23 protein-coding genes are annotated in these 23,533 nt (G+C 41.0%); 18 read left to right on the forward strand and 5 right to left on the reverse strand.

Going from position 1 to position 23,533, the window contains the following annotated elements:
- Positions 1-23 precede the first annotated feature (23 nt).
- Together trpS and guaB are read left to right on the forward strand one after the other, a co-directional pair.
- Complete coding sequence (gene trpS, locus D8886_RS09435) at positions 24-1,049, forward strand: tryptophan--tRNA ligase (RefSeq protein ID WP_125435333.1); 1,026 nt, start codon at positions 24-26, stop codon at positions 1,047-1,049.
- A gap of 204 nt (positions 1,050-1,253) precedes the next feature.
- Positions 1,254-2,735, forward strand: a complete 1,482-nt coding sequence (gene guaB / locus D8886_RS09440) for an IMP dehydrogenase (protein ID WP_125435335.1) — start codon at positions 1,254-1,256, stop codon at positions 2,733-2,735.
- A 181-nt stretch (positions 2,736-2,916) separates the two neighbouring features.
- On the opposite strand, the gene recF is transcribed toward guaB, so the two are convergent.
- Entirely contained in the window at positions 2,917-4,011 is a 1,095-nt protein-coding gene (gene recF, locus D8886_RS09445; RefSeq protein WP_125435337.1) for a DNA replication/repair protein RecF, read from the reverse strand.
- Between the two features lie 2 nt (positions 4,012-4,013).
- On the reverse strand, positions 4,014-4,412 hold the full coding sequence (gene yaaA, locus D8886_RS09450; RefSeq protein WP_125435339.1) for a S4 domain-containing protein YaaA: 399 nt from the start codon (positions 4,410-4,412) through the stop codon (positions 4,014-4,016).
- A 187-nt stretch (positions 4,413-4,599) separates the two neighbouring features.
- On the opposite strand from yaaA, the gene yfmF reads away from it, so the two are divergent.
- The 8 genes from yfmF (at position 4,600) to D8886_RS09490 (ending at position 11,827) form a co-directional block, all read left to right on the forward strand.
- On the forward strand, positions 4,600-5,847 hold the full coding sequence (gene yfmF, locus D8886_RS09455) for an EF-P 5-aminopentanol modification-associated protein YfmF (protein ID WP_312023314.1): 1,248 nt from the start codon (positions 4,600-4,602) through the stop codon (positions 5,845-5,847).
- Complete coding sequence (gene yfmH, locus D8886_RS09460; protein ID WP_004189330.1) at positions 5,847-7,142, forward strand: EF-P 5-aminopentanol modification-associated protein YfmH; 1,296 nt, start codon at positions 5,847-5,849, stop codon at positions 7,140-7,142. The genes yfmF and yfmH overlap by 1 nt, the downstream gene beginning before the upstream one ends.
- A gap of 33 nt (positions 7,143-7,175) precedes the next feature.
- Positions 7,176-8,030, forward strand: coding sequence for a cytoskeleton protein RodZ (gene rodZ, locus D8886_RS09465; protein WP_125435343.1), 855 nt, complete (start codon positions 7,176-7,178; stop codon positions 8,028-8,030).
- A 16-nt stretch (positions 8,031-8,046) separates the two neighbouring features.
- Positions 8,047-8,586 carry a CDP-diacylglycerol--glycerol-3-phosphate 3-phosphatidyltransferase gene (gene pgsA, locus D8886_RS09470; RefSeq protein WP_004189336.1) on the forward strand — a complete coding sequence of 180 codons (540 nt, stop codon included), beginning with the start codon at positions 8,047-8,049 and terminating at the stop codon, positions 8,584-8,586.
- Position 8,587: 1 nt separating this feature from the next.
- Complete coding sequence (locus D8886_RS09475; protein WP_185761291.1) at positions 8,588-9,424, forward strand: energy-coupling factor ABC transporter ATP-binding protein; 837 nt, start codon at positions 8,588-8,590, stop codon at positions 9,422-9,424.
- Positions 9,400-10,239: an energy-coupling factor ABC transporter ATP-binding protein gene (locus tag D8886_RS09480; RefSeq protein WP_125435347.1), complete on the forward strand. Its 840-nt coding sequence runs from the start codon at positions 9,400-9,402 to the stop codon at positions 10,237-10,239. Before D8886_RS09475 ends, D8886_RS09480 begins: the two co-directional genes overlap by 25 nt.
- Positions 10,232-11,026 (forward strand): energy-coupling factor transporter transmembrane component T family protein, encoded by a 795-nt coding sequence (locus D8886_RS09485; RefSeq protein ID WP_125435349.1) that lies wholly within the window; start codon positions 10,232-10,234, stop codon positions 11,024-11,026. Before D8886_RS09480 ends, D8886_RS09485 begins: the two co-directional genes overlap by 8 nt.
- A gap of 210 nt (positions 11,027-11,236) precedes the next feature.
- Complete coding sequence (locus D8886_RS09490; RefSeq protein ID WP_002894257.1) at positions 11,237-11,827, forward strand: LysM peptidoglycan-binding domain-containing protein; 591 nt, start codon at positions 11,237-11,239, stop codon at positions 11,825-11,827.
- A gap of 135 nt (positions 11,828-11,962) precedes the next feature.
- On the opposite strand, the gene D8886_RS09495 is transcribed toward D8886_RS09490, so the two are convergent.
- The 3 genes from D8886_RS09495 to sdaAB are packed head-to-tail and all read right to left on the reverse strand — an operon-like array spanning position 11,963 to position 14,214.
- Positions 11,963-12,610 (reverse strand): HAD family hydrolase, encoded by a 648-nt coding sequence (locus D8886_RS09495; protein ID WP_125435351.1) that lies wholly within the window; start codon positions 12,608-12,610, stop codon positions 11,963-11,965.
- A gap of 51 nt (positions 12,611-12,661) precedes the next feature.
- Positions 12,662-13,534, reverse strand: coding sequence for an L-serine ammonia-lyase, iron-sulfur-dependent, subunit alpha (gene sdaAA / locus D8886_RS09500; protein ID WP_125435353.1), 873 nt, complete (start codon positions 13,532-13,534; stop codon positions 12,662-12,664).
- Between the two features lie 8 nt (positions 13,535-13,542).
- Positions 13,543-14,214 carry an L-serine ammonia-lyase, iron-sulfur-dependent subunit beta gene (gene sdaAB / locus D8886_RS09505; RefSeq protein ID WP_125435355.1) on the reverse strand — a complete coding sequence of 224 codons (672 nt, stop codon included), beginning with the start codon at positions 14,212-14,214 and terminating at the stop codon, positions 13,543-13,545.
- Positions 14,215-14,512: 298 nt separating this feature from the next.
- Between sdaAB and mnmA the strand changes: the two genes are divergently transcribed.
- The 8 genes from mnmA (at position 14,513) to D8886_RS09545 (ending at position 23,328) form a co-directional block, all read left to right on the forward strand.
- Positions 14,513-15,634 (forward strand): tRNA 2-thiouridine(34) synthase MnmA, encoded by a 1,122-nt coding sequence (gene mnmA / locus D8886_RS09510; RefSeq protein WP_125435357.1) that lies wholly within the window; start codon positions 14,513-14,515, stop codon positions 15,632-15,634.
- A gap of 19 nt (positions 15,635-15,653) precedes the next feature.
- Positions 15,654-16,268: a MarC family protein gene (locus D8886_RS09515; protein ID WP_002894248.1), complete on the forward strand. Its 615-nt coding sequence runs from the start codon at positions 15,654-15,656 to the stop codon at positions 16,266-16,268.
- 144 nt (positions 16,269-16,412) lie between these two features.
- Complete coding sequence (mnmG, locus tag D8886_RS09520) at positions 16,413-18,320, forward strand: tRNA uridine-5-carboxymethylaminomethyl(34) synthesis enzyme MnmG (RefSeq protein ID WP_125435359.1); 1,908 nt, start codon at positions 16,413-16,415, stop codon at positions 18,318-18,320.
- A 187-nt stretch (positions 18,321-18,507) separates the two neighbouring features.
- Entirely contained in the window at positions 18,508-20,499 is a 1,992-nt protein-coding gene (locus D8886_RS09525) for a DHH family phosphoesterase (protein WP_472979981.1), read from the forward strand.
- On the forward strand, positions 20,496-20,948 hold the full coding sequence (gene rplI / locus D8886_RS09530) for a 50S ribosomal protein L9 (protein ID WP_002894242.1): 453 nt from the start codon (positions 20,496-20,498) through the stop codon (positions 20,946-20,948). Before D8886_RS09525 ends, rplI begins: the two co-directional genes overlap by 4 nt.
- A 26-nt stretch (positions 20,949-20,974) precedes the next feature.
- A complete protein-coding gene (dnaB, locus tag D8886_RS09535; protein WP_002894241.1) occupies positions 20,975-22,330 on the forward strand; it encodes a replicative DNA helicase in 1,356 nt (451 codons plus the stop codon).
- 2 nt (positions 22,331-22,332) lie between these two features.
- The gene (locus D8886_RS09540) at positions 22,333-22,608 is read left to right on the forward strand and encodes a Veg family protein (protein ID WP_002894239.1); all 276 of its coding nucleotides are present in this window, start codon (positions 22,333-22,335) and stop codon (positions 22,606-22,608) included.
- Between the two features lie 96 nt (positions 22,609-22,704).
- Positions 22,705-23,328 (forward strand): HAD family hydrolase, encoded by a 624-nt coding sequence (locus D8886_RS09545; protein WP_061603037.1) that lies wholly within the window; start codon positions 22,705-22,707, stop codon positions 23,326-23,328.
- Positions 23,329-23,533: the final 205 nt, after the last annotated feature.

Here is a 23,533-nt window from a genome sequence, read left to right on the forward strand (position 1 = left end):
CATTATAAATTGAGGAGTAATAAATGACTAAACCAATTATTTTAACAGGAGATCGTCCGACAGGAAAATTGCATATTGGTCATTATGTAGGAAGTTTACGGAATCGCGTGCTTTTGCAGGATCAGGGTAAATATGAGATGTTCGTATTTTTGGCTGATCAGCAAGCTTTGACAGATCATGCAAAGGACCCTCAGACAATTGTTGAGTCCATTGGGAATGTAGCTTTGGATTATCTAGCTGCTGGATTGGATCCTGAAAAGGTGACTATTTTTATTCAAAGTCAGATTCCTGAGTTGGCAGAGTTGTCAATGTATTACATGAATTTGGTGTCATTAGCTCGTCTTGAGCGTAATCCTACTGTCAAGACTGAGATTGCTCAAAAAGGATTTGGTGAAAGTTTGCCAACTGGATTTTTAGTTTATCCGATTTCTCAGGCAGCTGATATTACTGCTTTCAAGGCTAATTTTGTACCAGTAGGACATGATCAAAAGCCTATGATTGAGCAGACTCGGGAAATTGTTCGTTCCTTTAACCACGCTTATCAGACAGATGTTTTGGTAGAACCGGAAGGGATTTATCCTGAAAACGAAGCAGCTGGACGTTTGCCTGGATTGGATGGCAATGCTAAGATGTCTAAGTCTCTCAATAATGGCATTTATTTGGCAGATGATATGGATATTCTGCAAAAGAAAGTCATGAGCATGTATACAGATCCTAATCATATCAGAGTGGAAGATCCTGGAAAAATTGAGGGAAATATGGTCTTTCATTATCTGGATGTTTTTGGCCGCCCCGAAGATGCTGCTGATATTGCTGCAATGAAAGAGCATTATCAAAGAGGTGGTCTGGGAGATGTCAAAACCAAACGCTATCTGTTANAAATTCTAGAGCGAGAGTTAGGGCCAATTCGTGAGCGTCGGGTAGAGTTTGCTAAAGACATGGGACAGGTCTATCAGATGCTGCAAGAAGGATGCGATAAGGCACGTCAGACTGCTGCTCAGACTCTTTCAGAAGTGAAGTCTGCGATGGGGATTAATTATTTTAAATAACGAACATTATTGATTATAAATCACAAAAACTATCGTTTTTAGTTTCAAAAATGATGGTTTTTATTTTTTGTGTAATAATGATTGACAATTTCCTATAGAATGGTATGATATTAACAACAAAAAAACCAGCTCTTATTCAAAGAAAACTGAACTTCGATTCTCTTTGGGTATTAGTTTAATAAAAAGGAAAAGAGGAAACTGTGGATGTCTAACNGGGACACTAAATTTTTGAAAAAAGGTTTTACTTTTGATGATGTACTGCTGATTCCAGCTGAAAGCCATGTACTGCCCAATGATGCTGATTTGAGTACCAAGCTTGCTGAGAATCTGACTTTGAATATCCCAATCATTACTGCCGCTATGGACACTGTTACAGAGAGCCAGATGGCTATTGCTATTGCCCGTGCCGGCGGTCTTGGAGTTATCCACAAAAATATGTCAATCGAGCAACAGGCTGATGAAGTTCGAAAGGTTAAACGTTCTGAAAATGGCGTTATTATTGATCCTTTTTTCCTAACACCTGAGCATACCATTGCTGAGGCAGATGAGTTGATGGGACGTTACCGTATCAGTGGTGTTCCTGTTGTCGAAACTCTTGAAAATCGTAAGTTAGTGGGTATTCTGACCAATCGTGATTTACGTTTTATTTCTGACTTCAATCAACCTATTTCCCGTCATATGACTAGTGAGAATCTTGTAACGGCGCCTGTTGGAACAGATTTGGGAACTGCGGAGCGTATTTTGCAAGAGCACCGGATTGAAAAGTTGCCTTTGGTTGATGATAAGGGCTGTCTTTCAGGTTTGATTACCATTAAAGATATTGAAAAAGTTATTGAGTTTCCAAATGCTGCTAAAGATGAGTTTGGTCGTCTCTTGGTAGCTGGTGCTGTTGGAGTTACTTCAGATACTTTCGAACGTGCAGAAGCTCTCTTTGAAGCAGGTGCTGATGCGATTGTTATTGATACTGCTCATGGCCACTCAGCAGGAGTATTGCGCAAAATTGCTGAGATTCGCGCTCATTTCCAAGATCGTACTTTAATTGCTGGAAACATAGCAACTGCTGAAGGTGCACGCGCTCTTTATGAAGCAGGTGTAGACGTTGTTAAGGTCGGAATTGGCCCAGGTTCTATCTGCACAACCCGTGTCATTGCTGGTGTTGGTGTTCCTCAAGTAACGGCTATTTATGATGCAGCTGCTGTAGCACGTGAATATGGAAAAACCATCATTGCTGATGGTGGGATTAAGTATTCTGGAGATATTGTTAAGGCCTTGGCTGCAGGTGGAAATGCTGTTATGCTGGGTTCAATGTTTGCAGGAACAGACGAAGCGCCAGGTGAGACAGAAATCTTCCAAGGTCGGAAATTTAAGACTTACCGTGGAATGGGATCTATCGCCGCTATGAAGAAGGGCTCTAGTGACCGTTACTTCCAAGGTTCTGTCAATGAAGCGAATAAGCTAGTTCCAGAAGGAATTGAAGGCCGTGTGGCATACAAGGGAGCTGCTGCAGATATTGTCTTCCAGATGCTGGGTGGTATCCGATCTGGTATGGGTTATGTTGGTGCCGCAAATCTGCAAGAACTTCACGATAATGCTCAGTTTATTGAGATGAGTGGTGCTGGATTGAAGGAAAGCCACCCTCATGATGTGCAAATTACAAATGAAGCCCCTAACTATTCAGTTCAATAAAAAATAAAAGGAGGTCAGGAATTTTTCCTAACCTCTTTTTAAATTTACGATTTAAATTGACATAATTTTACAATTCAAAAGGCTATAAAAGCTGTTCTAACAGCAATTCGATATAATTCGTTTACACCATAAGCAAGTTTTTTGTAAATGAAATTTACAAAAACGTAAACCTCATGTAATGCTAGGATTGAGATATAATTTGTCCTTGCTGAATGGTGAAAATTTTAATATCTTGTGGAAGATTTTTTAAATGTTCTAAAGTTGTTGTAGTGATGAAAGTTTGAATATCCTGAGAGATAGTTTCTAATAATTTTAGTTGACGGTTATTGTCGAGTTCGCTCATTACATCGTCAAGCAACAAAATAGGCGTTTCCTTTGTAATGCTTTCTATTAACTTGATTTCGGCTAGTTTCAGAGATAAAACAAGACTGCGATGCTGACCTTGACTACCAAAGTTGGCATCTATCTGGTTGATAAAAAAAGCAATATCATCACGATGGGGACCAACACCTGTATTTTTTTTGAATAGGTCGCGTTTACGACTGCCTAATAAGGAAGAACGGTAAGTTTCTTGTATATTGTCAATTTGGTGTAAAGGAATAGATGACAGATACTTGACAGTCAATTCTTCCAAATTTTGAGAGATGTCCCAGTGCTTGTCTTGAGCAAAGCTTTCTAATTTTTGCAAAAAATCCAACCGATGCCTTATGACACGACAGCCATAGTCAACCAGCTGCTCATCAAGGACAGTCAAGAAGGTTTCATCAACTTTGTCATTAGCTTTCAGATAGGCATTGCGTTGTTTGAGGACATGGTTGTAATTGGATAAATCTGATAGATAGACAGGCTTGATTTGTCCAAGCTCAATGTCTATAAATTTACGGCGTAAACTGGGGGAACCTTTAATCAACTGTAAATCTTCAGGAGCAAAAAGAACAACATTCATTGTTCCAATGTAGTCTGATAATTTACTTTGTTTCAAGTGGTTGACTTTTGTGATGCGACCTTTTGGTGTCAAGTTAATGTCAAGGGGAACTTTACCAGTCTTTTTTTCTAAGATGCCAGAGACAAAGAGATCATTTTCTGTAAAATGAATCAGATCCTTATCTGAGCGTGTGCGGTGGCTTCTTGTCAAGGCTAGGAAATAAACAGCTTCTAAAATATTGGTTTTACCTTGTGCGTTCTGGCCTAGAAAGACATTTAATCCAGGATGGAAGTCAATATCAGCTTCCTGATAATTTCGGAAATGCTTGATTTTTAATGATTGCAGCCACATGATTAGATACCAGGGAAGCGAACAGGCCTTTTAGTAGTTTTCTGCTTTTTAGGTAGCCCTGCATTCTTACGCTTTTCTTTTTTAGAAGTCTGAGATTTTTTAAAATCCTTATTCATGGCTTTAACAAGTTCAGCAACTCGTTTTTTTTCTGTGATTTCTTTCTGGTGTTGCAGGATTTCTTCTTGACTAGGAGCTGTCAGATTAATTTTAATTCCTTGATCGGGAAGGGAGATGCTGTCATTGACACGGAGTTTTTTTCCCCGGCGGTTTTCTGGCTCACCGTTAAAAAGAACTGGATATTCACTTAGAAATGATTTAATTGCTCCGCCGCTTTGGATAATTCCTGTTTCTTTCAAAAGGGCTTGTAGTGTGATGTAGTCATCAAATAATTTATATTCCATATTTCACCTCAACCCTGTCATTATACCACATTTGTTAGTAAAAAGTGCTAAGGTGCTTTGGATAAAATCGGAAATTTTCTCCTGTTATCAGAAAACGTTTTAATCAGCAAAAAGCTTGGTAGAACAAACAAATCAGAGGCATTTCATGATATAATAGTAGTCTATATTATTCAGTATGAGGGGCGTCATGGAAATCACTAAAGGAGTTCGTCTCCATTTTATTCAATCGGAAAAATTTAAAACAAATAAAATCAGGGTTCGTTTTTCAGCGCCTATGTCCAAAGAAACAGTAGCTGGTCGGGTTTTAACAGCCAGTATGCTGGAGACTGTCAATGCTGTTTATCCTACTTCGCAGGCCTTCAGAGAACGTTTGGCCAATTTGTATGGAGCTGATTATTCTACGAGTCTTTCAAGGAGAGGATTGGTCCATTATTTAGATATCAATCTTTCTTTTGTGCGGGATAAATTTTTGAGTCGTAAAAATGTCCTAACAGATGCTATGCTTAATTTTTTGAAAGCTAGCTTGTTTTCTCCATTGGTAAGTCAGGACGCTTTTGATGAATCTGCTTTTGAAATTGAGAAGAAAAATATCTTGAATGATTTGGAAGCTGAAATTGAGAATCATTTTTATCATGCTCATCGAGAATTAGATAAACTCTTTTATGAAGAAGAGGAAATGCAGATGCCTCGTGTTGGGACGATTGAATTAATTCAGAAAGAGACAGCTGTAAGCAGTTTTGCTGCTTTTCAGCAGATGCTTCAGGAAAATCAGATTGACTTTTTCTTTATTGGGGACTTTAATGAAGTGGCTGTTCGGGAGAAAATTCAATCTTTCAATTTTGCACCTCGCCAGCAAGAACTTCAGCTAGTTTATCAGCAAGAATATTCCAATGTTTTGCGAGAAGGACTGGAGCAGAAGGACGTGCATCAGTCAATTATTGAGTTGGGCTATCACTTCCCTATTCAGTACGGAGAGAGTGAGCACCTGCCTTTGGTCGTTTTAAATGCTTTGCTAGGTGGCTTTGCCCATTCGAAATTATTTGTCAATCTTCGTGAAAAGGAAGGACTGGCTTATACGATTTCCAGCAACTTTGATATTTTTTCAGGCATGATGCGGATTTACGCTGGTATTGACCGCAGCAATCGGACTAGAACAGTTGCTTTAATCAACCGACAGATTGTTGATTTGAAGCGCGGAAATTTTAGTCAGGAAGAACTGAATCAAACCAAGAAAATGCTGAGAAATTCGGTATTGTTAGCTCAGGATCGACAGAATACAATCTTAGAGAGAGCTTATATGGCTTCTGTTTTAGGGAAAAAATTCTTATCTCTTGAAGCTTGGCTGGAAGCTTTGGAACAGGTTCATAAAGATGATATTGTCAAAGCAGCGGGTCTCTTAAAATTACAAGCTATTTACTTTATGGAAGGAAAATAATGCAGGGAGAAGTGCTAAAAAAAATCAATTATTCAGCAGTGGGAGAAACTGTTTATCAGACAGTCTTGGCAAATGGTTTGCGTGTTTTTCTTCTGCCTAAAAATGATTTTAATGAAACTTATGGGATTATCTCAACTAATTTTGGTTCAGTGGATACAGGGATTGTTTCACGTGAAACCAAGCAGGTCACTCAGTATCCGGCGGGAATAGCTCATTTTTTGGAACATAAGCTTTTTGAAGGCCCGCAAGGAAAGGATTTGCTGCTGGAATTTACTAAGTTAGGGGCTGAGAGTAATGCCTTTACAAGCTTTACTCGGACTAGCTATTTATTTTCTGCAACGGACAATATGTCAGAAAACCTACAGCTTTTGCAAAAACTTGTGCATCGGGTTGATTTCACAAAAGAATCCATTTTGCGGGAACAGGATATTATCGGCCAAGAAATTGAAATGTATCAGGATAATCCAGATTATCGTCTCTTTTTTGGAGCCTTGGCCAATCTCTATCCTCAAACACCTCTGGCAGAAGACATTGCAGGAACGAAAGAGTCTATCTCTGAGATTACCGTCGAAAATTTGAAGGAAAATTTCAGTAACTTTTATCATCCTTCTAATATGACTTTGTTTGTGATTGGTAATTTCGATTTGGAACAGATAGCTGCAGAGATTGCTGAACAGCAGGGAAAACTAGTTTTTGCTGGGAGTTCGGAACCTATTGAAAAAATTCCTGTTAGCCTTCATCCAGTGGTTTCAACAGACACCTACCGAATGGAGGTGGCTAGTCCAAAACTGGCAGTTGGGATTCGAGGGACAGACTTTGTTGATGAATCGGAGTTGTATCGCTATAAAATCACTTTGAAACTCTTATTTGCCATGATGTTTGGCTGGACTTCCAAGCGTTTCCAGTCCCTCTATGAAAGTGGGAAAATGGATAATTCTTTAACGTTGGAAGTGGAAGTAGAAAAAGATTTTCACTTTGTCATGTTGACGATGGACACTCAGGAGCCGGTGGGACTTTCTCATCAATTTCGCTCAGCCATCAAGAATTTTGACAAGGATCCAGATGTGACAGAAGAGCATTTGGATACGATTAAAAGTGAGATGTTTGGTGATTTTCTGCATGGTTTAAACTCGCTTGAGTATATTGCAACCCAATATGAACCGCATTTGACGGGTGAGAATCTGTTTGATTTGCCGAAAATTTTACAGGATATCAGTCTGAATGATGTGATAAAACTAGGTCATCGTTTTATCGATCAGTGTGATATGACAGATTTTACTATTTTTCCAAAATAATTCCAGAATCGTTTTTAAAATTTTGTTAAAATAGTGAAGAATAGAAATAAGGGAAAAGTACGTATGAGAAAAAAAACGATAGGAGAAGTGTTGAAGCTTGCCCGGACCAATCAAGGGCTGAGCTTAGAGGAATTGTCAAAAAAGACAGATATCCAGCAGGATTTGTTAGAAGCGCTGGAACGAAATGACTATGATTTGCTTCCTAGTCCTTTCTATGCCCGCAGCTTCTTGCGGAAATATGCTTGGGCTGTAGATTTGGATGAATCTATTATTCTGGAGGCTTACGAAGCTGGTGAGATGATTGTCTTTGATGAAGTGGCACTGGCAGCAGATGAGGAATTCAGGAGCAGAAAAAATAAAAATAAAAGCTCTTTTCTGCCCTTGTTCTATTTTCTCTTATTGGCTTCAGCTATTGCAGCTTTCGTTGCATACTATATTTGGAGCTATGCTCATACTAATTCGGTAAGTTTCAAAGCATCTAACAGCAATTATAGTCTGGTTTCCTCTAAAAGCATTAACAGTCAGAAGAGTTCCTTTTCTTCGATTGATTCTAAGTCAGTTTCTTCCTCAGTTAGCAAATTGACAGTTAGTGGAAGCGGAGAGAATTTGATTGCTGAGTATAGCGGAGCAAGTCAGCCTGTCAAAGTGACCGTTTCTGTGGAGCAAACGACCAATTTGGTAAGTATAAGCGATTCAGAACTAGCCGAAGGTATCACCTTATCTCCTGAAAAATCAAGCCAGACGGTTTCTCTTGAGCCAGGCAATAAGTATCTTATTACGTTAGCACCTGTTAAAGGAGCAACTGTGACGATAGAGGGACAAAAACTAGATACTTCGGCTTTGACTAGCGATAGTGGAACTATTAGTTTGAACATTACGAAAGGATAAAAACGAAGGGAATCCCATGAAAAAAGAAAATATTCCAAACGCCTTAACCCTTGTTAGAATTGCTTTAATCCCTGTATTTGTTGTGATTTTAACATTCGGTCATTCTTACATCATGCATATTTTAGCAGCTTTTATCTTTGCTTTTGCCAGTATAACTGATTATCTAGATGGTTATTTGGCACGAAAGTGGGAAGTGGTAACAAATTTTGGTAAATTTGCTGATCCCATGGCTGATAAGCTTTTAGTGATGTCTGCTTTTATCATGTTGATCGAGATGAAAATGGCTCCTGCCTGGGTTGTAGCGATTATTATTTGCCGGGAATTGGCAGTAACAGGTCTGCGCTTGCTTTTAGTGGAAACAGGAGGGACAGTCTTAGCAGCTGCTATGCCAGGTAAAATCAAGACCTTCACGCAGATGTTTGCTATTATTTTTCTACTGATTCATTGGACTCTCTTAGGACAAATCCTTCTGTATATCGCTTTAATCTTTACGATTTATTCTGGATATGACTACTTCAAGGGAAGTGCCTATCTCTTTAAAGATACCTTTAAATAATATGAAAAATATCATCGAAGTAAGAAATCTTAAGTACAAATACGATAGTGAGTCTGAGAATTACACTTTAAATGATGTCTCCTTTCAAGTAAAAAAAGGGGAATGGCTGTCTATTGTTGGTCATAATGGGAGTGGAAAATCAACCACAGTTCGTTTGATTGACGGTCTTTTAGAAGCGGAAAGCGGAGATATTATTATCTCAGGCGATAAGCTGACAGCTGAAAACGTCTGGGAAAAACGCAGACAGATTGGCATGGTATTCCAAAATCCAGATAATCAGTTTGTCGGTGCAACTGTAGAAGACGATGTAGCCTTTGGTTTGGAAAATCAAGGGCTGGACTATGATCTGATGGTAGAGCGAGTCCAGCAAGCATTAGAGCTTGTTGGCATGCAGGATTTTAAGGAGCGTGAACCAGCTCGTCTTTCCGGAGGGCAAAAACAGCGGGTAGCTGTTGCAGGTGTGGTAGCTCTGAGACCGGATATCATTATTTTGGATGAAGCAACTAGCATGCTGGATCCAGAGGGGCGTCTGGATCTTATCCAGACGGTAAAAAAGATTAAAGACAAGAATGGACTGACCGTCATTTCTATCACTCATGACCTGGATGAAATAGCCTTAAGCGACCGTGTTTTGGTCATGAAAGAAGGTCAGGTTGAATCTACCGCTACCCCGAGAGAACTTTTTTCTCGAGAAGATTTGGAAGAGCTAGGATTGGATCAGCCATTTGTTAATCAGGTAAAGGCGGCTTTGTGTCAGTCAGGGCTTCCTCTGCCAGACTCTTACTTAACAGAAAAAGAATTGCAGGATCAACTATGGGTATTACTCTCAAAAATGTAAGTTATACTTATCAAGCTGGCACCCCTTTTGAGGGACCAGCGCTTTTTGAAGTGGATTTGGAGATAAAATCGGGCAGTTATACAGCTCTTATCGGGCATACTGGCAGCGGTAAGTCAACCATTCTCCAGCTTTTAAATGGCTTGCTGGTTCCTAATCAGGGCAGTGTTGAAGTAGGCAGTACAGTTATCACGGCTGATTCCGTCAATAAAGACATTAAACAGGTGCGCAAGAGGGTCGGTCTAGTCTTTCAATTTCCGGAAAGTCAAGTTTTTGATGAAACAGTTTTGAAAGATGTGGCTTTTGGCCCTCAGAATTTTGGTGTTTCTAAGGAAGAAGCGGAAGCTTTGGCACGTGAAAAATTGCACTTAGTCGGAATTTCTGAGGATTTGTTCAATCGCAGTCCTTTTGAACTTTCTGGTGGCCAGATGCGCAGGGTGGCCATAGCTGGTATACTGGCCATGGAGCCTGATATCTTGGTTTTGGATGAGCCGACAGCAGGACTTGATCCGTCCGGTCGAAAAGAACTGATGAGGCTCTTTGAAGAGCTGCATCGAGCCGGTATGACCATTGTTTTGGTAACTCACCTAATGGATGATGTAGCCAACTTTGCTGATACAGTCTATGTTTTAGATAAGGGCAGAGTTGTCAAGAGCGGTCAGCCTGCTCAGGTCTTTCAGGATCTTGATTTTATGGAGAGTATTCAATTGGGTGTTCCTAAGATTACAAAATTTGCTCACGAATTGGCGGAGAAAGGGATGACCTTCTCGCACTATCCTATTACGATTGAAGAATTCAAGGAGATTTTGCATGGATAAGTTGATTTTAGGTCGCTATATTCCCGGAAATTCAATTATTCATCGTTTGGATCCGCGGAGCAAGTTGCTAGCGATGTTTCTTTTTATTCTATTAATTTTCTGGGCCAATAATCTTGTGACCAATCTGCTGTTGTTTGTTTTCGTTTTTAGTTTGGTCTTGCTGTCTAAGGTTCCTTTAAAATTCTTTTTAAAAGGGATCCAGTCTATGGTTTTTATCATAGCTTTTACAACCTTGTTCCAGCTGTTTTTGACCTCAGGAGGCGCTACAATTTTTCAGGTCGCTTTTATCAGAATTACAGAAGCAGGACTGTCACAGGCTGGTATTATTTTTAGCCGCTTTATTCTGATTATTTTCCTTTCTACTCTTCTGACTCTGACAACGACTCCCTTAAGCTTGTCCGATGCGGTTGAGTCTTTGCTGAAACCTCTGAAGGTTTTCAAGGTGCCAGCACATGAGATTGGCCTAATGCTCTCTATGAGCCTGCGCTTCGTTCCAACTTTAATGGATGATACTACTCGGATTATGAACGCCCAGAGGGCGCGTGGTGTTGACTTTGGCGAGGGAAAGCTTGTTCAAAAGGTTAAATCTATTATTCCCATTCTAATCCCTTTGTTTGCTTCTAGTTTTAAAAGGGCAGATGCTCTAGCAATTGCCATGGAAGCGCGTGGCTATAATGGAGGTGAAGGGCGGACACGTTTTCGCCGCTTGTCATGGAAAAGAAATGACAGCTTTGCTATTATTAGCTTACTTATATTAGGTATTCTGCTTTATATATTGAAAAACTGACCTGCAGTTTAAAGTGTTTTTAGAGAATAGTATAAGTTAAACTTGTCTATTTTTTACTTCGTCAAAGAAAATATTTGGCAAAAAAGCTCTAAAAGTCTGTTTTTAACGTCTAAACTAAATGTTCTTGTAACGTTTGACTTGGTAATGTAACTTTTTGGTAATATTTTATGTGTAAGATAGTACTATCACCGAAAGGAGAATTACATTTTAATGAACAAAAAAACAGCAAAATGGACTTTAACAGGTGCAGTCGCTGCAGCGGCTTTCTTGGTTTCAGGTATTGCAAATGCTGAGACCTATACAGTTGAAGCCGGTGATACTTTATCAGCTATTGCTAACGAAAAAAATACAACTCTTGAGAAATTAGTAGAGTTAAACAAGATTGCAGATCCGAATCACATCCGTGTTGGTCAAATCTTGGAACTTGGAAATAGTGCCAAAACGTCTGAAACAAGCGTAGCAGCAACTGCAACTCCCGTAAATAATTATGCAGCACCTGCAGCAACAGCTAATTCAGCAGCAACTTCAGGAGGCCTTGTACTTAGCAATGGTAATACCGCTGGTGCAACTGGTTCTTATGCAGCATCACGTATGGCAGAAATGACTGGTGTTCCTGCATCAACTTGGGAAGCTATCATTGCCCGTGAATCAAATGGTCAAGTAGATGCTTACAACCCTTCAGGTGCTAGTGGTCTTTTCCAAACAATGCCAGGTTGGGGTTCAACAGCTACTGTTGATGATCAAATCCAATCAGCATATAGCGCCTATAGTGCTCAAGGACTTTCAGCTTGGGGTTACTAAGATAAAACTAAAAAAACCACAGAATCCCTGTGGTTTTTTTAGTTTACATAAAATTGACAATTTATAAGCAGAAAATGGTAGTGTAGATAAAGATTTAAAGATAACAATCTTATCTAGATTGACAGCTATGTAAAGTTATGAAAAGTGTTCGTTTAATATTTTTAAAATGTGTTTGGGAGAATGAGCCAGGAAATCTGCTCCATTTTCTAGTAACTCTTCTTTGCTGCCAAAGCCCCAAAGGACTCCTAAAGTTGAGATTCCTACTTCTTTACCGCCAATTATATCAAACTTTGTATCGCCTATAATTATGGTTTCTTCTGAATTTGCATCTAGTGTTTGCAGAGCTCGGCGCAGAACATCTGCTTTGTGAAATGAATCTGGCAGTGAGCCAAAAATATCATCAAATTGCTCAGAGATAGCTAGATTTGCTAATAAATCTTGTGCTGTGGGTTGATTTTTACTCGTTGTTACATAAATCTGATAGCCAGCTTCTTTTAACTTTGTCAGCAATTCTGGTATCCCCTCATAGAGGCGGACGCCCCAGATGCCTTTTTCCTTATAGAAACTGCGATAATAGCTAATCGCTTCTGGAACTTGGCTTTCTTCAAGAACAGAAGCGAAGCTTACTTCCAGAGGCGGCCCCATAAAACTTTTTATAATACTTTCTTCAGGGCACTCTTTTCCAAGTTGTTTGAAGCTGTATTCAAAGGATTCTTGGATGCCCTTTGAGCTGTCAACTAAGGTTCCATCCAAATCAAAGAAGATATGTTTCAAATGACTCATCTTGTCTCCTTATTTACTATCCCGTAAATCTACTTGACAAATCTGTCAAGGTTATTCTCCAAAGATTTCTTTTGAAAGTCTGCGACCTGTCGGTGTTGTAGCTAGACCACCTTCAGCTGTTTCTCTGAAAGCAGTAGGCAGACTTGACCCGACTTGATACATGGCGTCAACAACTTCGTCAACAGGAATTTTAGACTCGATTCCTGCAAGAGCCATATCAGCTGCAATAAAGGCGTAACTGGCTCCCATAGCATTTCGCTTGACACAAGGAACTTCCACCAGACCAGCTACTGGATCACAAATCAAGCCCAGCATGTTTTTGATGACAAAACAAATAGCTTGACTGGCTTGAAAAGGTGAACCTCCAGCAGCCAGAACTAAAGCAGCTGCACTCATAGCAGAAGCAGAGCCAACCTCAGCTTGACAGCCACCTTCAGCACCTGAAATTGAGGCGTTATTGGCAATAACTAGGCCAAAAGCGCCTGCAGCTAATAGAAAGTTTAGCTGTTCTTCTTCTGAGAGTCCTAATTTTTCAATGGCAGATGTAAGAACAGCTGGCAGACAGCCAGCGCTGCCAGCCGTTGGTGTAGCACAAACCAAGCCCATTTTAGCATTGTGTTCATTGACAGCAATAGCATTTTTTGCAGCAGTCAGCACAGTGTAATCTGATAAAGTCTTTCCCAACTGGATATAGCGGTCAAGTTTTGCTGCGTCTCCTCCAGTCAATCCGCTGCGAGACTTGCTCTCATCGAGTCCAAGAAGGACAGAGGCTTTCATGACTTCCAGATTGCGATGCATTAGCCGCAGGACTTCATCTCTTTCGCGACCAGTTAATTCATACTCGGTAGCAATCATCAATTCAGCAACATTTCCTTGGTAATCCAAGTCAGCTTGCTCTACCAATTCTTTGATGGAATAAAACATATTTTCTCCTATTTAAAGAAATTCACATTATGCAGATGAGGAATACTGCGAATTTCGTCAATGGCTTCCTCACAGCTGCGGCTGTCAACTTCAATAATCATAATCGCTTTTTCTCCAGCCTTCTCACGGGTAACATTCATCTGTGCTATATTGATATTGTAGCGTGACAGAGCTTCGGTGACATGGGCAATCATACCTGGGACATCCTGGTGGACAATAATGATGGTTGGAGTATTCATGCTCAGAGATACTGAAAAGCCATTCAACTCTGTTACTTGAATGTTGCCGCCACCGATAGAGACTCCAGTCACACTGATTGTTTTACGGTCATTTTTGATTGTAATCTTGGTCGTATTGGGGTGGGGTGCATTGCTATCCTTTTGAATTGTCCAGACAATCTTGATACCGCGTTTATGGGCGATTTCAAGGCTGTTAGGAATCTCTGGATCATCTGTATCCATACCTAAAATCCCTGCTACAAGAGCTAAGTCAGTTCCGTGACCTCGGTAAGTTTTGGCAAAAGAGTTAAAGAGCTGGAATTCTACTTCTGTTGGCTCATCATTAAAAATAGAGGAGACAATTTTTCCAATACGGACGGCGCCTGCTGTATGGCTGCTTGATGGGCCTATCATCACAGGTCCGATAATATCAAAAACAGATTGAAATCTCAGTGAAGTCATAATTTCTCCTTGCAGCTTATTTATTATTTTCATTATAACAAAGTTTAGGGCTTTCTGCTGATTTTTTAAATGAATTAAAAGTGAATATTATAAAATTTTGTTAGAGGAGAAAGTAAACGAGAAAATTAATAACTTTACAGAGTTGTAAATATTCTTTACAGTTGATAATTCTAGTTAAATTTCTGATTTGTTTTCCTAGTCCTTTCGTGCTATAATAGGGCTTGCTCAAGCGACCTTCAATCGTTGAAAGCACAGCACGACCTTCAATCGTGAAATAACGAAAAGATGGGAGAACACAATGAGTGATAACTCTAAGATCCGTGTCGTAGTTGGTATGAGCGGAGGCGTCGATTCATCAGTAACTGCTTTGCTCTTAAAAGAGCAAGGTTACGATGTAATTGGCATCTTCATGAAAAACTGGGACGACACAGATGAATTTGGTGTCTGCACAGCCACAGAAGACTACAAGGATGTAGCAGCTGTTGCAGACCAGATTGGCATTCCTTACTACTCAGTCAACTTTGAGAAAGAGTACTGGGATCGCGTTTTTGAATACTTCTTGGCAGAATACCGAGCTGGTAGGACTCCAAATCCAGATGTCATGTGTAACAAGGAAATCAAGTTTAAAGCCTTCCTTGACTATGCCTTGACACTGGGTGCAGATTATGTTGCAACGGGTCACTATGCTCAGGTGAAGAGAGACCAAGATGGCCTAGTACATATGCTGCGTGGTAAGGACAACAATAAGGATCAGACTTACTTTTTGAGCCAACTGTCACAGGAACAACTGCAAAAAACTATGTTTCCTCTGGGGCATTTAGAAAAGCCAGAAGTTCGAGCAATTGCTGAAAGAGCTGGTTTAGCTACAGCTAAGAAAAAAGACTCGACTGGTATTTGCTTCATTGGTGAGAAGAATTTTAAAGAATTTCTGAGTCAATATTTACCAGCCCAGCCTGGTCGCATGATGACCTTGGAAGGCCGAGATATGGGCCAGCATGCTGGGTTGATGTATTATACTATTGGCCAGCGGGGTGGTCTTGGAATTGGTGGTCAGCACGGTGGAGATAATGAGCCTTGGTTTGTGGTTGGAAAAGACCTCAGCCAAAATATCCTTTATGTGGGTCAAGGCTTTTACCATGACAACTTAATGTCAACCAGTCTTGACGCTAGTCAGGTTCATTTCACAAAAGAAATGCCAGAAGAATTTACTATGGAGTGTACAGCTAAGTTCCGTTATCGTCAGCCGGATTCTAAGGTGACAGTTACTGTAAAGGGTGACAAGGCAGTTGTCAACTTCGAACAACCACAAAGGGCTATTACTCCAGGTCAAGCAGTCGTCTTCTATGATGAAGATGAGTGCTTAGGTGGCGGTTTAATTGACAATGCCTACCGTGATGGCAAGGTTTGTCAGTATGTCTAACTGGAGTTAAATAAAAACGATGAGTTCTCAATTTTTTTATGCATTTATGGCATTTTTCGCTATAATGAACCCAATTTCAAATCTTCCTGCTTACATGGCTTTAGTAGCAGATGATAGTCAAAAAATTTCACGAAAAATTGCTTTTAGGAGTCTTTTGATTGCCTTTGTTATTGTAACTGTTTTTATCTTTTCAGGAGATTTCATTTTTAAAGTATTTGGAATTACAATTGTTTCTTTCAGAATTGCTGGTGGAATATTAGTGGCCGTTATCGGTTATCATATGATTAATGGTAATCATTCACCCAGCTATAAAGGAATGGAGCAGCAAGCAGTAAATTCAGATCCAATGTCTATTGCTATTTCTCCTCTTGCAATGCCACTTTTTGCGGGACCAGGTACAATTACAACTGCTTTAAGTCTGGCTAATGGAGGTTTGCAGAATCAACTGATAACCGTAGTTGCTTTTGCTCTACTATGTGTCATCACTTATCTCCTGTTAAGAAGTGCAAAACAAATTGCAGGCTTCTTGGGAGAAAATTTGATGAAAATTATAACGAAAATGATGGGACTTTTACTATTCTCGATAGGAATACAGATGATTATCGTCAGTGTGCAGACCTTGCTCAAACAGTGATTTGCATTGACAAAACGATTTGATTTGATAAAATAGCTTTAACAATAGTCATGATGGTCAAAGCTCATGGATGTTGCAGGCTTTTTTGTCCTGCACTTCTGGAGACTTGGCCTTTTTTGGTGAAAAAAAACGAAGGGAAAAGAAATGTCACACAATTTTACTGAAAGTTATGATATTATCGTGATTGGAGCAGGGCATGCTGGGGTTGAGGCATCGCTGGCTGCTAGTCGAATGGGTTGCAAGGTTCTTTTAGCAACCATCAATATTGAGATGCTGGCTTTTATGCCCTGCAATCCTTCTATCGGAGGGTCTGCTAAAGGGATTGTCGTTCGTGAAGTAGATGCTTTGGGTGGGGAGATGGCCAAGAATATTGACAAGAGCTATATCCAAATGAAGATGCTCAATACTGGTAAAGGACCCGCTGTTCGGGCTCTTCGGGCCCAGGCGGATAAGGAAGTTTACTCCAAAGAAATGCGGAAGACTGTTGAAAATCAAGAAAATCTGACTCTGCGGCAAACCATGATTAATGAAATCTTGGTAGAAGATGGTAAGGTCATTGGGGTTAAAACAGCGACCCATCAGGAGTATGCAGCTAAAGCTGTTATTGTTACGACTGGAACAGCTTTGCGGGGAGAAATTATTATTGGTGATCTCAAGTATTCATCTGGTCCAAACCATAGCTTAGCAGCCATTCCTTTAGCAGATAATCTGCGTGACCTAGGATTTGAAATTGGTCGTTTTAAAACTGGAACTCCTCCACGTGTTAAGGCGTCATCTATCAATTATGATGTGACTGAAATTCAGCCAGGTGATGAAAAAGCCAATCATTTCTCTTACACGTCTCGTGATGAGGACTATGTGAAAGATCAAGTGCCTTGCTGGTTGACTTATACCAATGCAGAAAGTCATGAAATTATCCAAAATAACCTGCATCGTGCTCCTATGTTTTCAGGTATCGTTAAGGGTGTGGGACCTCGCTATTGCCCGTCAATCGAGGATAAGATTGTCCGTTTTGCGGACAAGGAACGCCACCAGCTTTTCTTAGAACCTGAGGGTCGTGATACAGAAGAAGTTTATGTGCAGGGGTTGTCAACTAGTTTGCCAGAAGATGTGCAGAAGGACTTGGTTCACTCTATCAAGGGTCTAGAAAATGCTGAAATGATGCGGACAGGCTATGCCATTGAGTACGATATGATTATGCCTCACCAGTTACGGGCAACCTTGGAAACCAAGAAAATTTCTGGGCTCTTTACAGCAGGGCAGACCAATGGAACTTCTGGTTATGAAGAAGCCGCTGGTCAAGGGATTATTGCTGGGATTAATGCGGCCTTGAAGATCCAAGGGAAGCCGGAGTTAATCTTGAAGCGCAGTGATGGTTACATTGGAGTCATGATTGATGATTTGGTGACCAAGGGAACTGTAGAACCTTACCGACTCTTGACTAGCCGAGCTGAGTACCGTTTGATTCTCCGCCATGACAATGCTGATATGCGTTTGACAGAGATAGGCCGAGAAATTGGTCTTGTGGATGATGAGCGCTGGGCTCGTTTCGAGATTAAAAAGAATCAATTTGACAATGAAATGAAGCGTTTGGAATCCATCAAGCTAAAACCTGTCAAGGAAACCAATGCCAAGGTAGAAGCGCTTGGTTTTAAGCCTCTGACAGATGCGGTAACTGCCAAAGAATTTATGCGGCGGCCAGAAGTGTCTTATCAAGATGTGGTTCAGTTCATTGGTCCAGCGGCAGAGGAGCTTGATGAAAAGATTATAGAGCTGCTTGAGACAGAAGTTAAGTACGAAGGCTATATTTCCAAAGCTCTTGATCAGGTTGAAAAGATGAAGCGCATGGAAGAGAAGCGGATTCCAGCTAATATTGACTGGGATGATATTGACTCGATTGCGACAGAAGCACGACAGAAGTTTAAGAAAATCAATCCAGAAACAATTGGTCAGGCTAGTCGTATTTCTGGTGTCAATCCAGCAGATATTTCTATTTTGATGGTTTACTTAGAAGGCAAGTCTAGAAGCATTTCTAAAAATCAAGCGAAGTAACTCTTTTAAAAGGCTTAGTTTCCTTTGGGAAGCAGCCTTTTTGTGTAAATTTACAAGAGGTTTACAAGGTTGTAAACTTTGAAAGACTATTTTTCGCTTCCTTTACCCTTGTTAAATGCTTTGATTATTGGGAGAAATTCGCTTTTTTCTTGGATTTATGGTAAAATGGCGGAATAAGAGGTCTATGATGAAAAAATTTCGTTTTGCCCCAATTCACTTGGCGATGGCGGGTCTAATTTCCTTTATAATCTTAGCCATCTGTCTAAGGCTTTTTGGTGATAGTTTGGCTATGCTAGCTGCTCTCATACTTGTGCTGGCTCTTTTGATTGTGCTTTTTATCCAGCAACAGAGAGTATCCGAGCTAGATGAGATTGAGCAGATTCATTATGTCAATCATCAAGCAGAAGGAAGCCTCGCTTCCTTGCTGGATAAGATGCCAGTTGGTGTCATTAAAATTAGTGAAGATAATGGTGATGTAGAGTGGTTTAATCCCTATGCAGAACTGATTTTTACAACCGAAGATGGTGATTTTGATGCTGATATGCTCAAGAATATCATGAAGGCTGCTTATTCAGACTCTGGTCATTATGCTACGGTTGGAGACAAGAAATATTCGGTTTACTTGGACCGTGCATCCAGCGTGTTTTATTTTTTTGATGCATCCAATGAATACCAAGCAACCGTTGGTCTGGTGACAACGCGCCCGGTAATCGGGATTATCTCGGTGGATAATTATGATGATTTAGAAGATGTCGTTTCTGATACGGATATCAGTCTTATCAATAGCTTTGTGGCCAACTTCGTAGCAGAATTTTCTGAGCAGTTTCACATGTTTTACCGTCGGGTTGGCATGGATCGGTTCTATCTTTTTACGGATTACACAGTGCTGGAACAGCTGATGGAAAATAAATTTTCTATCATTGATCAATTCCGGACGGAAGCTAAAAATCGAGAGCTGTCGCTGACACTCAGTATGGGCTTTTCTTATGGTGATGGTAATCATGATGAAATCGGTCGTGTAGCCCTGCTTAACCTCAACTTAGCTGAAGTTCGCGGTGGGGATCAAGCTGTTGTCAAAGAAAATAATGACAACATGAACCCAATCTTCTTTGGTGGAGGAACGGCGTCAGCTGTTAAGCGCACGCGCACTCGAACTCGGGCTATGATGACTGCGATCTCTGATAAGATTAAGAGTGTGGATCAGGTCTTTATAGTCGGACATAAAAATCTGGATATGGATGCCTTGGGATCTTCTCTTGGTATGCAGCTCTTTGCTAGTAATATCATTGAGAAAGCTTATGTGGTCTATGATCCGTCCCAGATGGCTTCTGACATTGAGCGATCCATTACAAAGCTCCAGCAGGAAGGGGCTGACTATCTGGTGCCGCTTTCTGAAGCAGTAAATATGGTGACCAATCGTTCGCTTTTGATTATGGTTGACCACTCTAAGATATCTCTGACGCTGTCTAAGGATTTCTTTGATCAATTCAGTCAGATTATCGTAGTCGATCACCATCGTCGTGATGAAGATTTTCCGGAAAATGCTGTGATTGCCTATATCGAAAGTGGGGCTAGCAGTGCCAGTGAGTTGGTGACGGAGCTGATTCAGTTCCAGAATTCTAAAAAGAACCGTCTCAGTAAGATGCAAGCCAGCCTTCTCATGGCGGGNATTATGCTTGACACCAAAGGCTTTTCAGCTCGAGTAACCAGTCGGACCTTTGATGTGGCCAGCTATCTACGGACTCGGGGCAGTGATAGTGTTGTGATTCAGGACATTTCTGCTACGAATTTTGAGGAATATCGTGCGATTAATGAACTGATTTTAAACGGCAAGAAGATTTTGCCAAATGTCATTGTAGCAGCTGGTCCAGAGGAGAACACTTATGATACGGTTGTCATCAGTAAGGCAGCTGATACCATGCTCTCTATGTCAGGAATTGAAGCTACTTTTGTCGTGAGCAAGAATACCAAAGGCTATGTGTCTATTTCGGCTCGCAGTCGAAGCAAGATCAACGTTCAGCGAATTATGGAAAAGTTGGGCGGTGGCGGTCATTTCAATCTAGCAGCAGCTCAAATTGAAGGTAAAACAGTTTCTGAGGTCCTTCAGTCGCTGAATCAAGAAATTATGGACCAAGTCATTAAAGAGGAAGTAATAATAGACGAGGAGAAAAAAGGATGAAAGTAATTTTTTTAGCAGATGTAAAAGGCAAGGGCAAAAAAGGCGAAATTAAGGAAATGCCGACTGGCTATGCTCAAAATTTTCTGATTAAGAAAAACTTAGCCAAGGAAGCAACAGCGCAGGCTATCGGTGAACTGCGCGGTAAGCAAAAGTCCGAAGAAAAAGCCCACGCAGAACTAGTGGCAGAAGCTCAGGCTATTAAGGCTAAGTTAGCAGAAGAAGCTACTCTTGTTGAATTTACTGAAAAAGTTGGTCCGGACGGCCGCACCTTTGGCTCTATTACCAGCAAGAAAATAGCAGAAGAGTTACAGAAGCAGTTTGGCATAAAAATTGACAAACGTCATATCAAGGTGGACTCACCGATTCGCTCCATTGGTCTGATAGATGTTCCAGTGAAAATTTATCAGGATATAACTGGGGTGATTCGTTTGCGGGTTAAAGAAGGATAATAGTGATTTGAAGGAAGGATTTACCGATGGCAGAGATTGATGAACTCCGAGCTCAGCCTCAGGATATTTTAGCGGAGCAGTCCGTCTTAGGAGCCATTTTCATTGATGAGAGCAAACTGGTCTTTGTTCGTGAGTATATCGAGCCTGCTGATTTCTTTAAGTATGCCAATCGCTTGATTTTCAAGGCTATGATTGACTTGGCTGACCGCGGCGATGCCATTGATGCAACGACTGTTCGTAACATTTTGGACAGCCAGGGTGACTTGCAGAATATTGGCGGTCTCAGCTACTTGGTGGAAGTGGTCAATTCTGTGCCAACATCTGCCAATGCTGAATACTATGCTAAAATCGTTGCAGAAAAGGCCATTCTAAGGCGGCTGATTTCGCGTCTGACAGAGTCTATCAATCAAGCCTACGATGGTGACCGTCTGTCAGAGGAAATTATCGCCGGAGCTGAAAAAGCCCTGATTGATGTCAGCGAAACAGCCAACCGCAGTGGCTTTAAAAATATCCGTGATGTGTTGAATCTTAACTTTGGCAATCTGGAGGCTCGGTCTCTGCAGACATCAGATATTACTGGGATTGCGACTGGCTATCGTGAGTTGGACAAGATGACGACTGGTCTGCATGAGGAAGAATTAATCATTTTGGCGGCTCGGCCAGCGGTCGGAAAGACGGCCTTTGCCCTTAATATTGCTCAGAATATCGGAACCAAGCTGGATAAGACTGTAGCCATTTTCTCTCTGGAAATGGGGGCGGAGAGCTTGGTGGACCGGATGCTGGCTTCAGAAGGGGTGATTAATTCTCACTCTATTCGTACGGGGCAACTGACAGATGAAGAGTGGCAAAAATATACCATTGCGACAGCTAATCTGGCTAATGCTAGTATTTATATCGATGATACACCAGGGATTCGGATTACAGAGATTCGCTCGCGGGCTCGAAAACTGGCCCAGGAAACGGGCAATCTAGGTCTGGTCTTGATTGACTATCTGCAGTTGATCACAGGAACGGGTCGTGAAAATCGCCAGCAAGAAGTTTCGGAAATTTCCCGTCAGTTGAAAATCTTGGCGAAGGAGCTCAAGGTACCGGTCATTGCGCTGAGTCAGCTCTCACGTGGCGTGGAACAGCGGCAGGATAAGAGACCAGTGCTGTCTGATATTCGGGAATCAGGTTCCATTGAGCAGGATGCGGATATCGTTGCCTTTCTTTACCGGGATGATTATTATGATCGAGCTGGTGAGGAGGAAGAAGGCATTCCCAACAACAAGGTTGAAGTCATTATCGAGAAAAACCGGAGTGGAGCGCGTGGTACAGTAGAGTTAATTTTCCAGAAAGAGTATAATAAATTCTCAAGTATTTCCAAAAGAGAGGACGAATAAAGATGAGTGATGCATTTACAGATGTGGCAAAAATGAAAAAAATCAAAGAAGATATCAAGGCGCATGAAGGACAAATCGTTGAGATGACGCTGGAAAACGGTCGTAAGCGCCAAAAAAGCAAGCAAGGCCGTCTGATTGAAGTTTATCCGTCTTTGTTTATCGTGGAATATTCCAATGAAGGCGGTCAGCCAGGGGAAATCTCCAATACCTATGTGGAGTCTTATACTTATTCTGACATTTTGACAGAAAAGAACCTCATCCGTTATTTTGATGAATAGAAAGGTCCAGTGGGCCTTTTTACTTATATTTGAAGCAATTCCTCAGTCAGATCAACGTATATAGAGGTTAATAAGCAAAGAAAACAGGTGGTCATCATGATTAAACATTTGGTTTTTGATTTGGGCAATGTCTTGATTGAATGGAATTCTGAGAAAATCTTGACATATTTTGAACCTGAGAAAGAGCAGCGGCAGGTCCTTAGGCAGGTCATTTTTGAGTCGGGTGTCTGGCATCAGACGGACAAGGGAGAGCTGAGTTTGAAAGAAGCCTGTGAGGAAGTCCTGGCTCAGTTGGACGTTTCCTATCATTCCGCCATTAAGAATATCTTTTATCATTGGTATGAGGTTGTGCATGTTTACAGTGATTTACAGGAAAGGATTCGGCTATGGGCTGACCAGGGCTATCGAATCTATATCTTGTCAACCACTTGTGAGATTTTTTATCATATTGAAAAAGCTGGTTTGTTGCCCATTTACCCACTGCTGTCAGGCTATATCCTTTCCTCAGAGGTCGGTGTTGTCAAGCCGGAAGCAGAGATTTACCAAAAGCTGTTGAAAAAGTATGGTTTGAATCCAGTAGAATCCGTCTTCATTGATGATATTCAGGCTAACTTAGATACGGCAGCTGAACTGGGCTTTGAAACCATTTTATCCACAAGTGAGACTGAGAATATCAGGGCTATGGAGACTTTGCTGGCTTTGAAAGGGAAGTTTGGCTGATTGATGATAGTTTGCTTTACTTATAGTTGAAAGGGAGTGAGCCCAAGCTCCAACCTTGACATTTGCTGATGATTGCGCTATTATAGTCCTATATATGGGAGTCTGTGTACAGTCTGAGAGGAAGTGTAAGCTTCGACCGCACCTGATCTGGGTAATGCCAGCGTAGGAAACATACCGAAAAACAGTGGTATTTGTGCGCCTTTTC

This window comes from Streptococcus sanguinis (genome assembly GCF_003943655.1).
GTDB classification, from domain to species: Bacteria; Bacillota; Bacilli; order Lactobacillales; family Streptococcaceae; genus Streptococcus; species Streptococcus sanguinis_F.

Excerpts from the sequence above, each read along its gene's own strand:
- recF (WP_125435337.1), bottom strand. The coding sequence starts at position 4,011 with ATGTGGCTGCAATCATTAAAAATCAAGCATTTCCGAAATTATCAGGAA.
- yaaA (WP_125435339.1), bottom strand. The coding sequence starts at position 4,412 with ATGGAATATAAATTATTTGATGACTACATCACACTACAAGCCCTTTTG.
- yfmF (WP_312023314.1), top strand. The coding sequence starts at position 4,600 with ATGGAAATCACTAAAGGAGTTCGTCTCCATTTTATTCAATCGGAAAAA.
- yfmH (WP_004189330.1), top strand. The coding sequence starts at position 5,847 with ATGCAGGGAGAAGTGCTAAAAAAAATCAATTATTCAGCAGTGGGAGAA.
- pgsA (WP_004189336.1), top strand. The coding sequence starts at position 8,047 with ATGAAAAAAGAAAATATTCCAAACGCCTTAACCCTTGTTAGAATTGCT.
- D8886_RS09475 (WP_185761291.1), top strand. The coding sequence starts at position 8,588 with ATGAAAAATATCATCGAAGTAAGAAATCTTAAGTACAAATACGATAGT.
- D8886_RS09480 (WP_125435347.1), top strand. The coding sequence starts at position 9,400 with ATGGGTATTACTCTCAAAAATGTAAGTTATACTTATCAAGCTGGCACC.
- D8886_RS09485 (WP_125435349.1), top strand. The coding sequence starts at position 10,232 with ATGGATAAGTTGATTTTAGGTCGCTATATTCCCGGAAATTCAATTATT.
- D8886_RS09490 (WP_002894257.1), top strand. The coding sequence starts at position 11,237 with ATGAACAAAAAAACAGCAAAATGGACTTTAACAGGTGCAGTCGCTGCA.
- D8886_RS09495 (WP_125435351.1), bottom strand. The coding sequence starts at position 12,610 with ATGAGTCATTTGAAACATATCTTCTTTGATTTGGATGGAACCTTAGTT.
- sdaAA (WP_125435353.1), bottom strand. The coding sequence starts at position 13,534 with ATGTTTTATTCCATCAAAGAATTGGTAGAGCAAGCTGACTTGGATTAC.
- sdaAB (WP_125435355.1), bottom strand. The coding sequence starts at position 14,214 with ATGACTTCACTGAGATTTCAATCTGTTTTTGATATTATCGGACCTGTG.
- mnmA (WP_125435357.1), top strand. The coding sequence starts at position 14,513 with ATGAGTGATAACTCTAAGATCCGTGTCGTAGTTGGTATGAGCGGAGGC.
- D8886_RS09515 (WP_002894248.1), top strand. The coding sequence starts at position 15,654 with ATGAGTTCTCAATTTTTTTATGCATTTATGGCATTTTTCGCTATAATG.
- mnmG (WP_125435359.1), top strand. The coding sequence starts at position 16,413 with ATGTCACACAATTTTACTGAAAGTTATGATATTATCGTGATTGGAGCA.
- rplI (WP_002894242.1), top strand. The coding sequence starts at position 20,496 with ATGAAAGTAATTTTTTTAGCAGATGTAAAAGGCAAGGGCAAAAAAGGC.
- dnaB (WP_002894241.1), top strand. The coding sequence starts at position 20,975 with ATGGCAGAGATTGATGAACTCCGAGCTCAGCCTCAGGATATTTTAGCG.
- D8886_RS09540 (WP_002894239.1), top strand. The coding sequence starts at position 22,333 with ATGAGTGATGCATTTACAGATGTGGCAAAAATGAAAAAAATCAAAGAA.
- D8886_RS09545 (WP_061603037.1), top strand. The coding sequence starts at position 22,705 with ATGATTAAACATTTGGTTTTTGATTTGGGCAATGTCTTGATTGAATGG.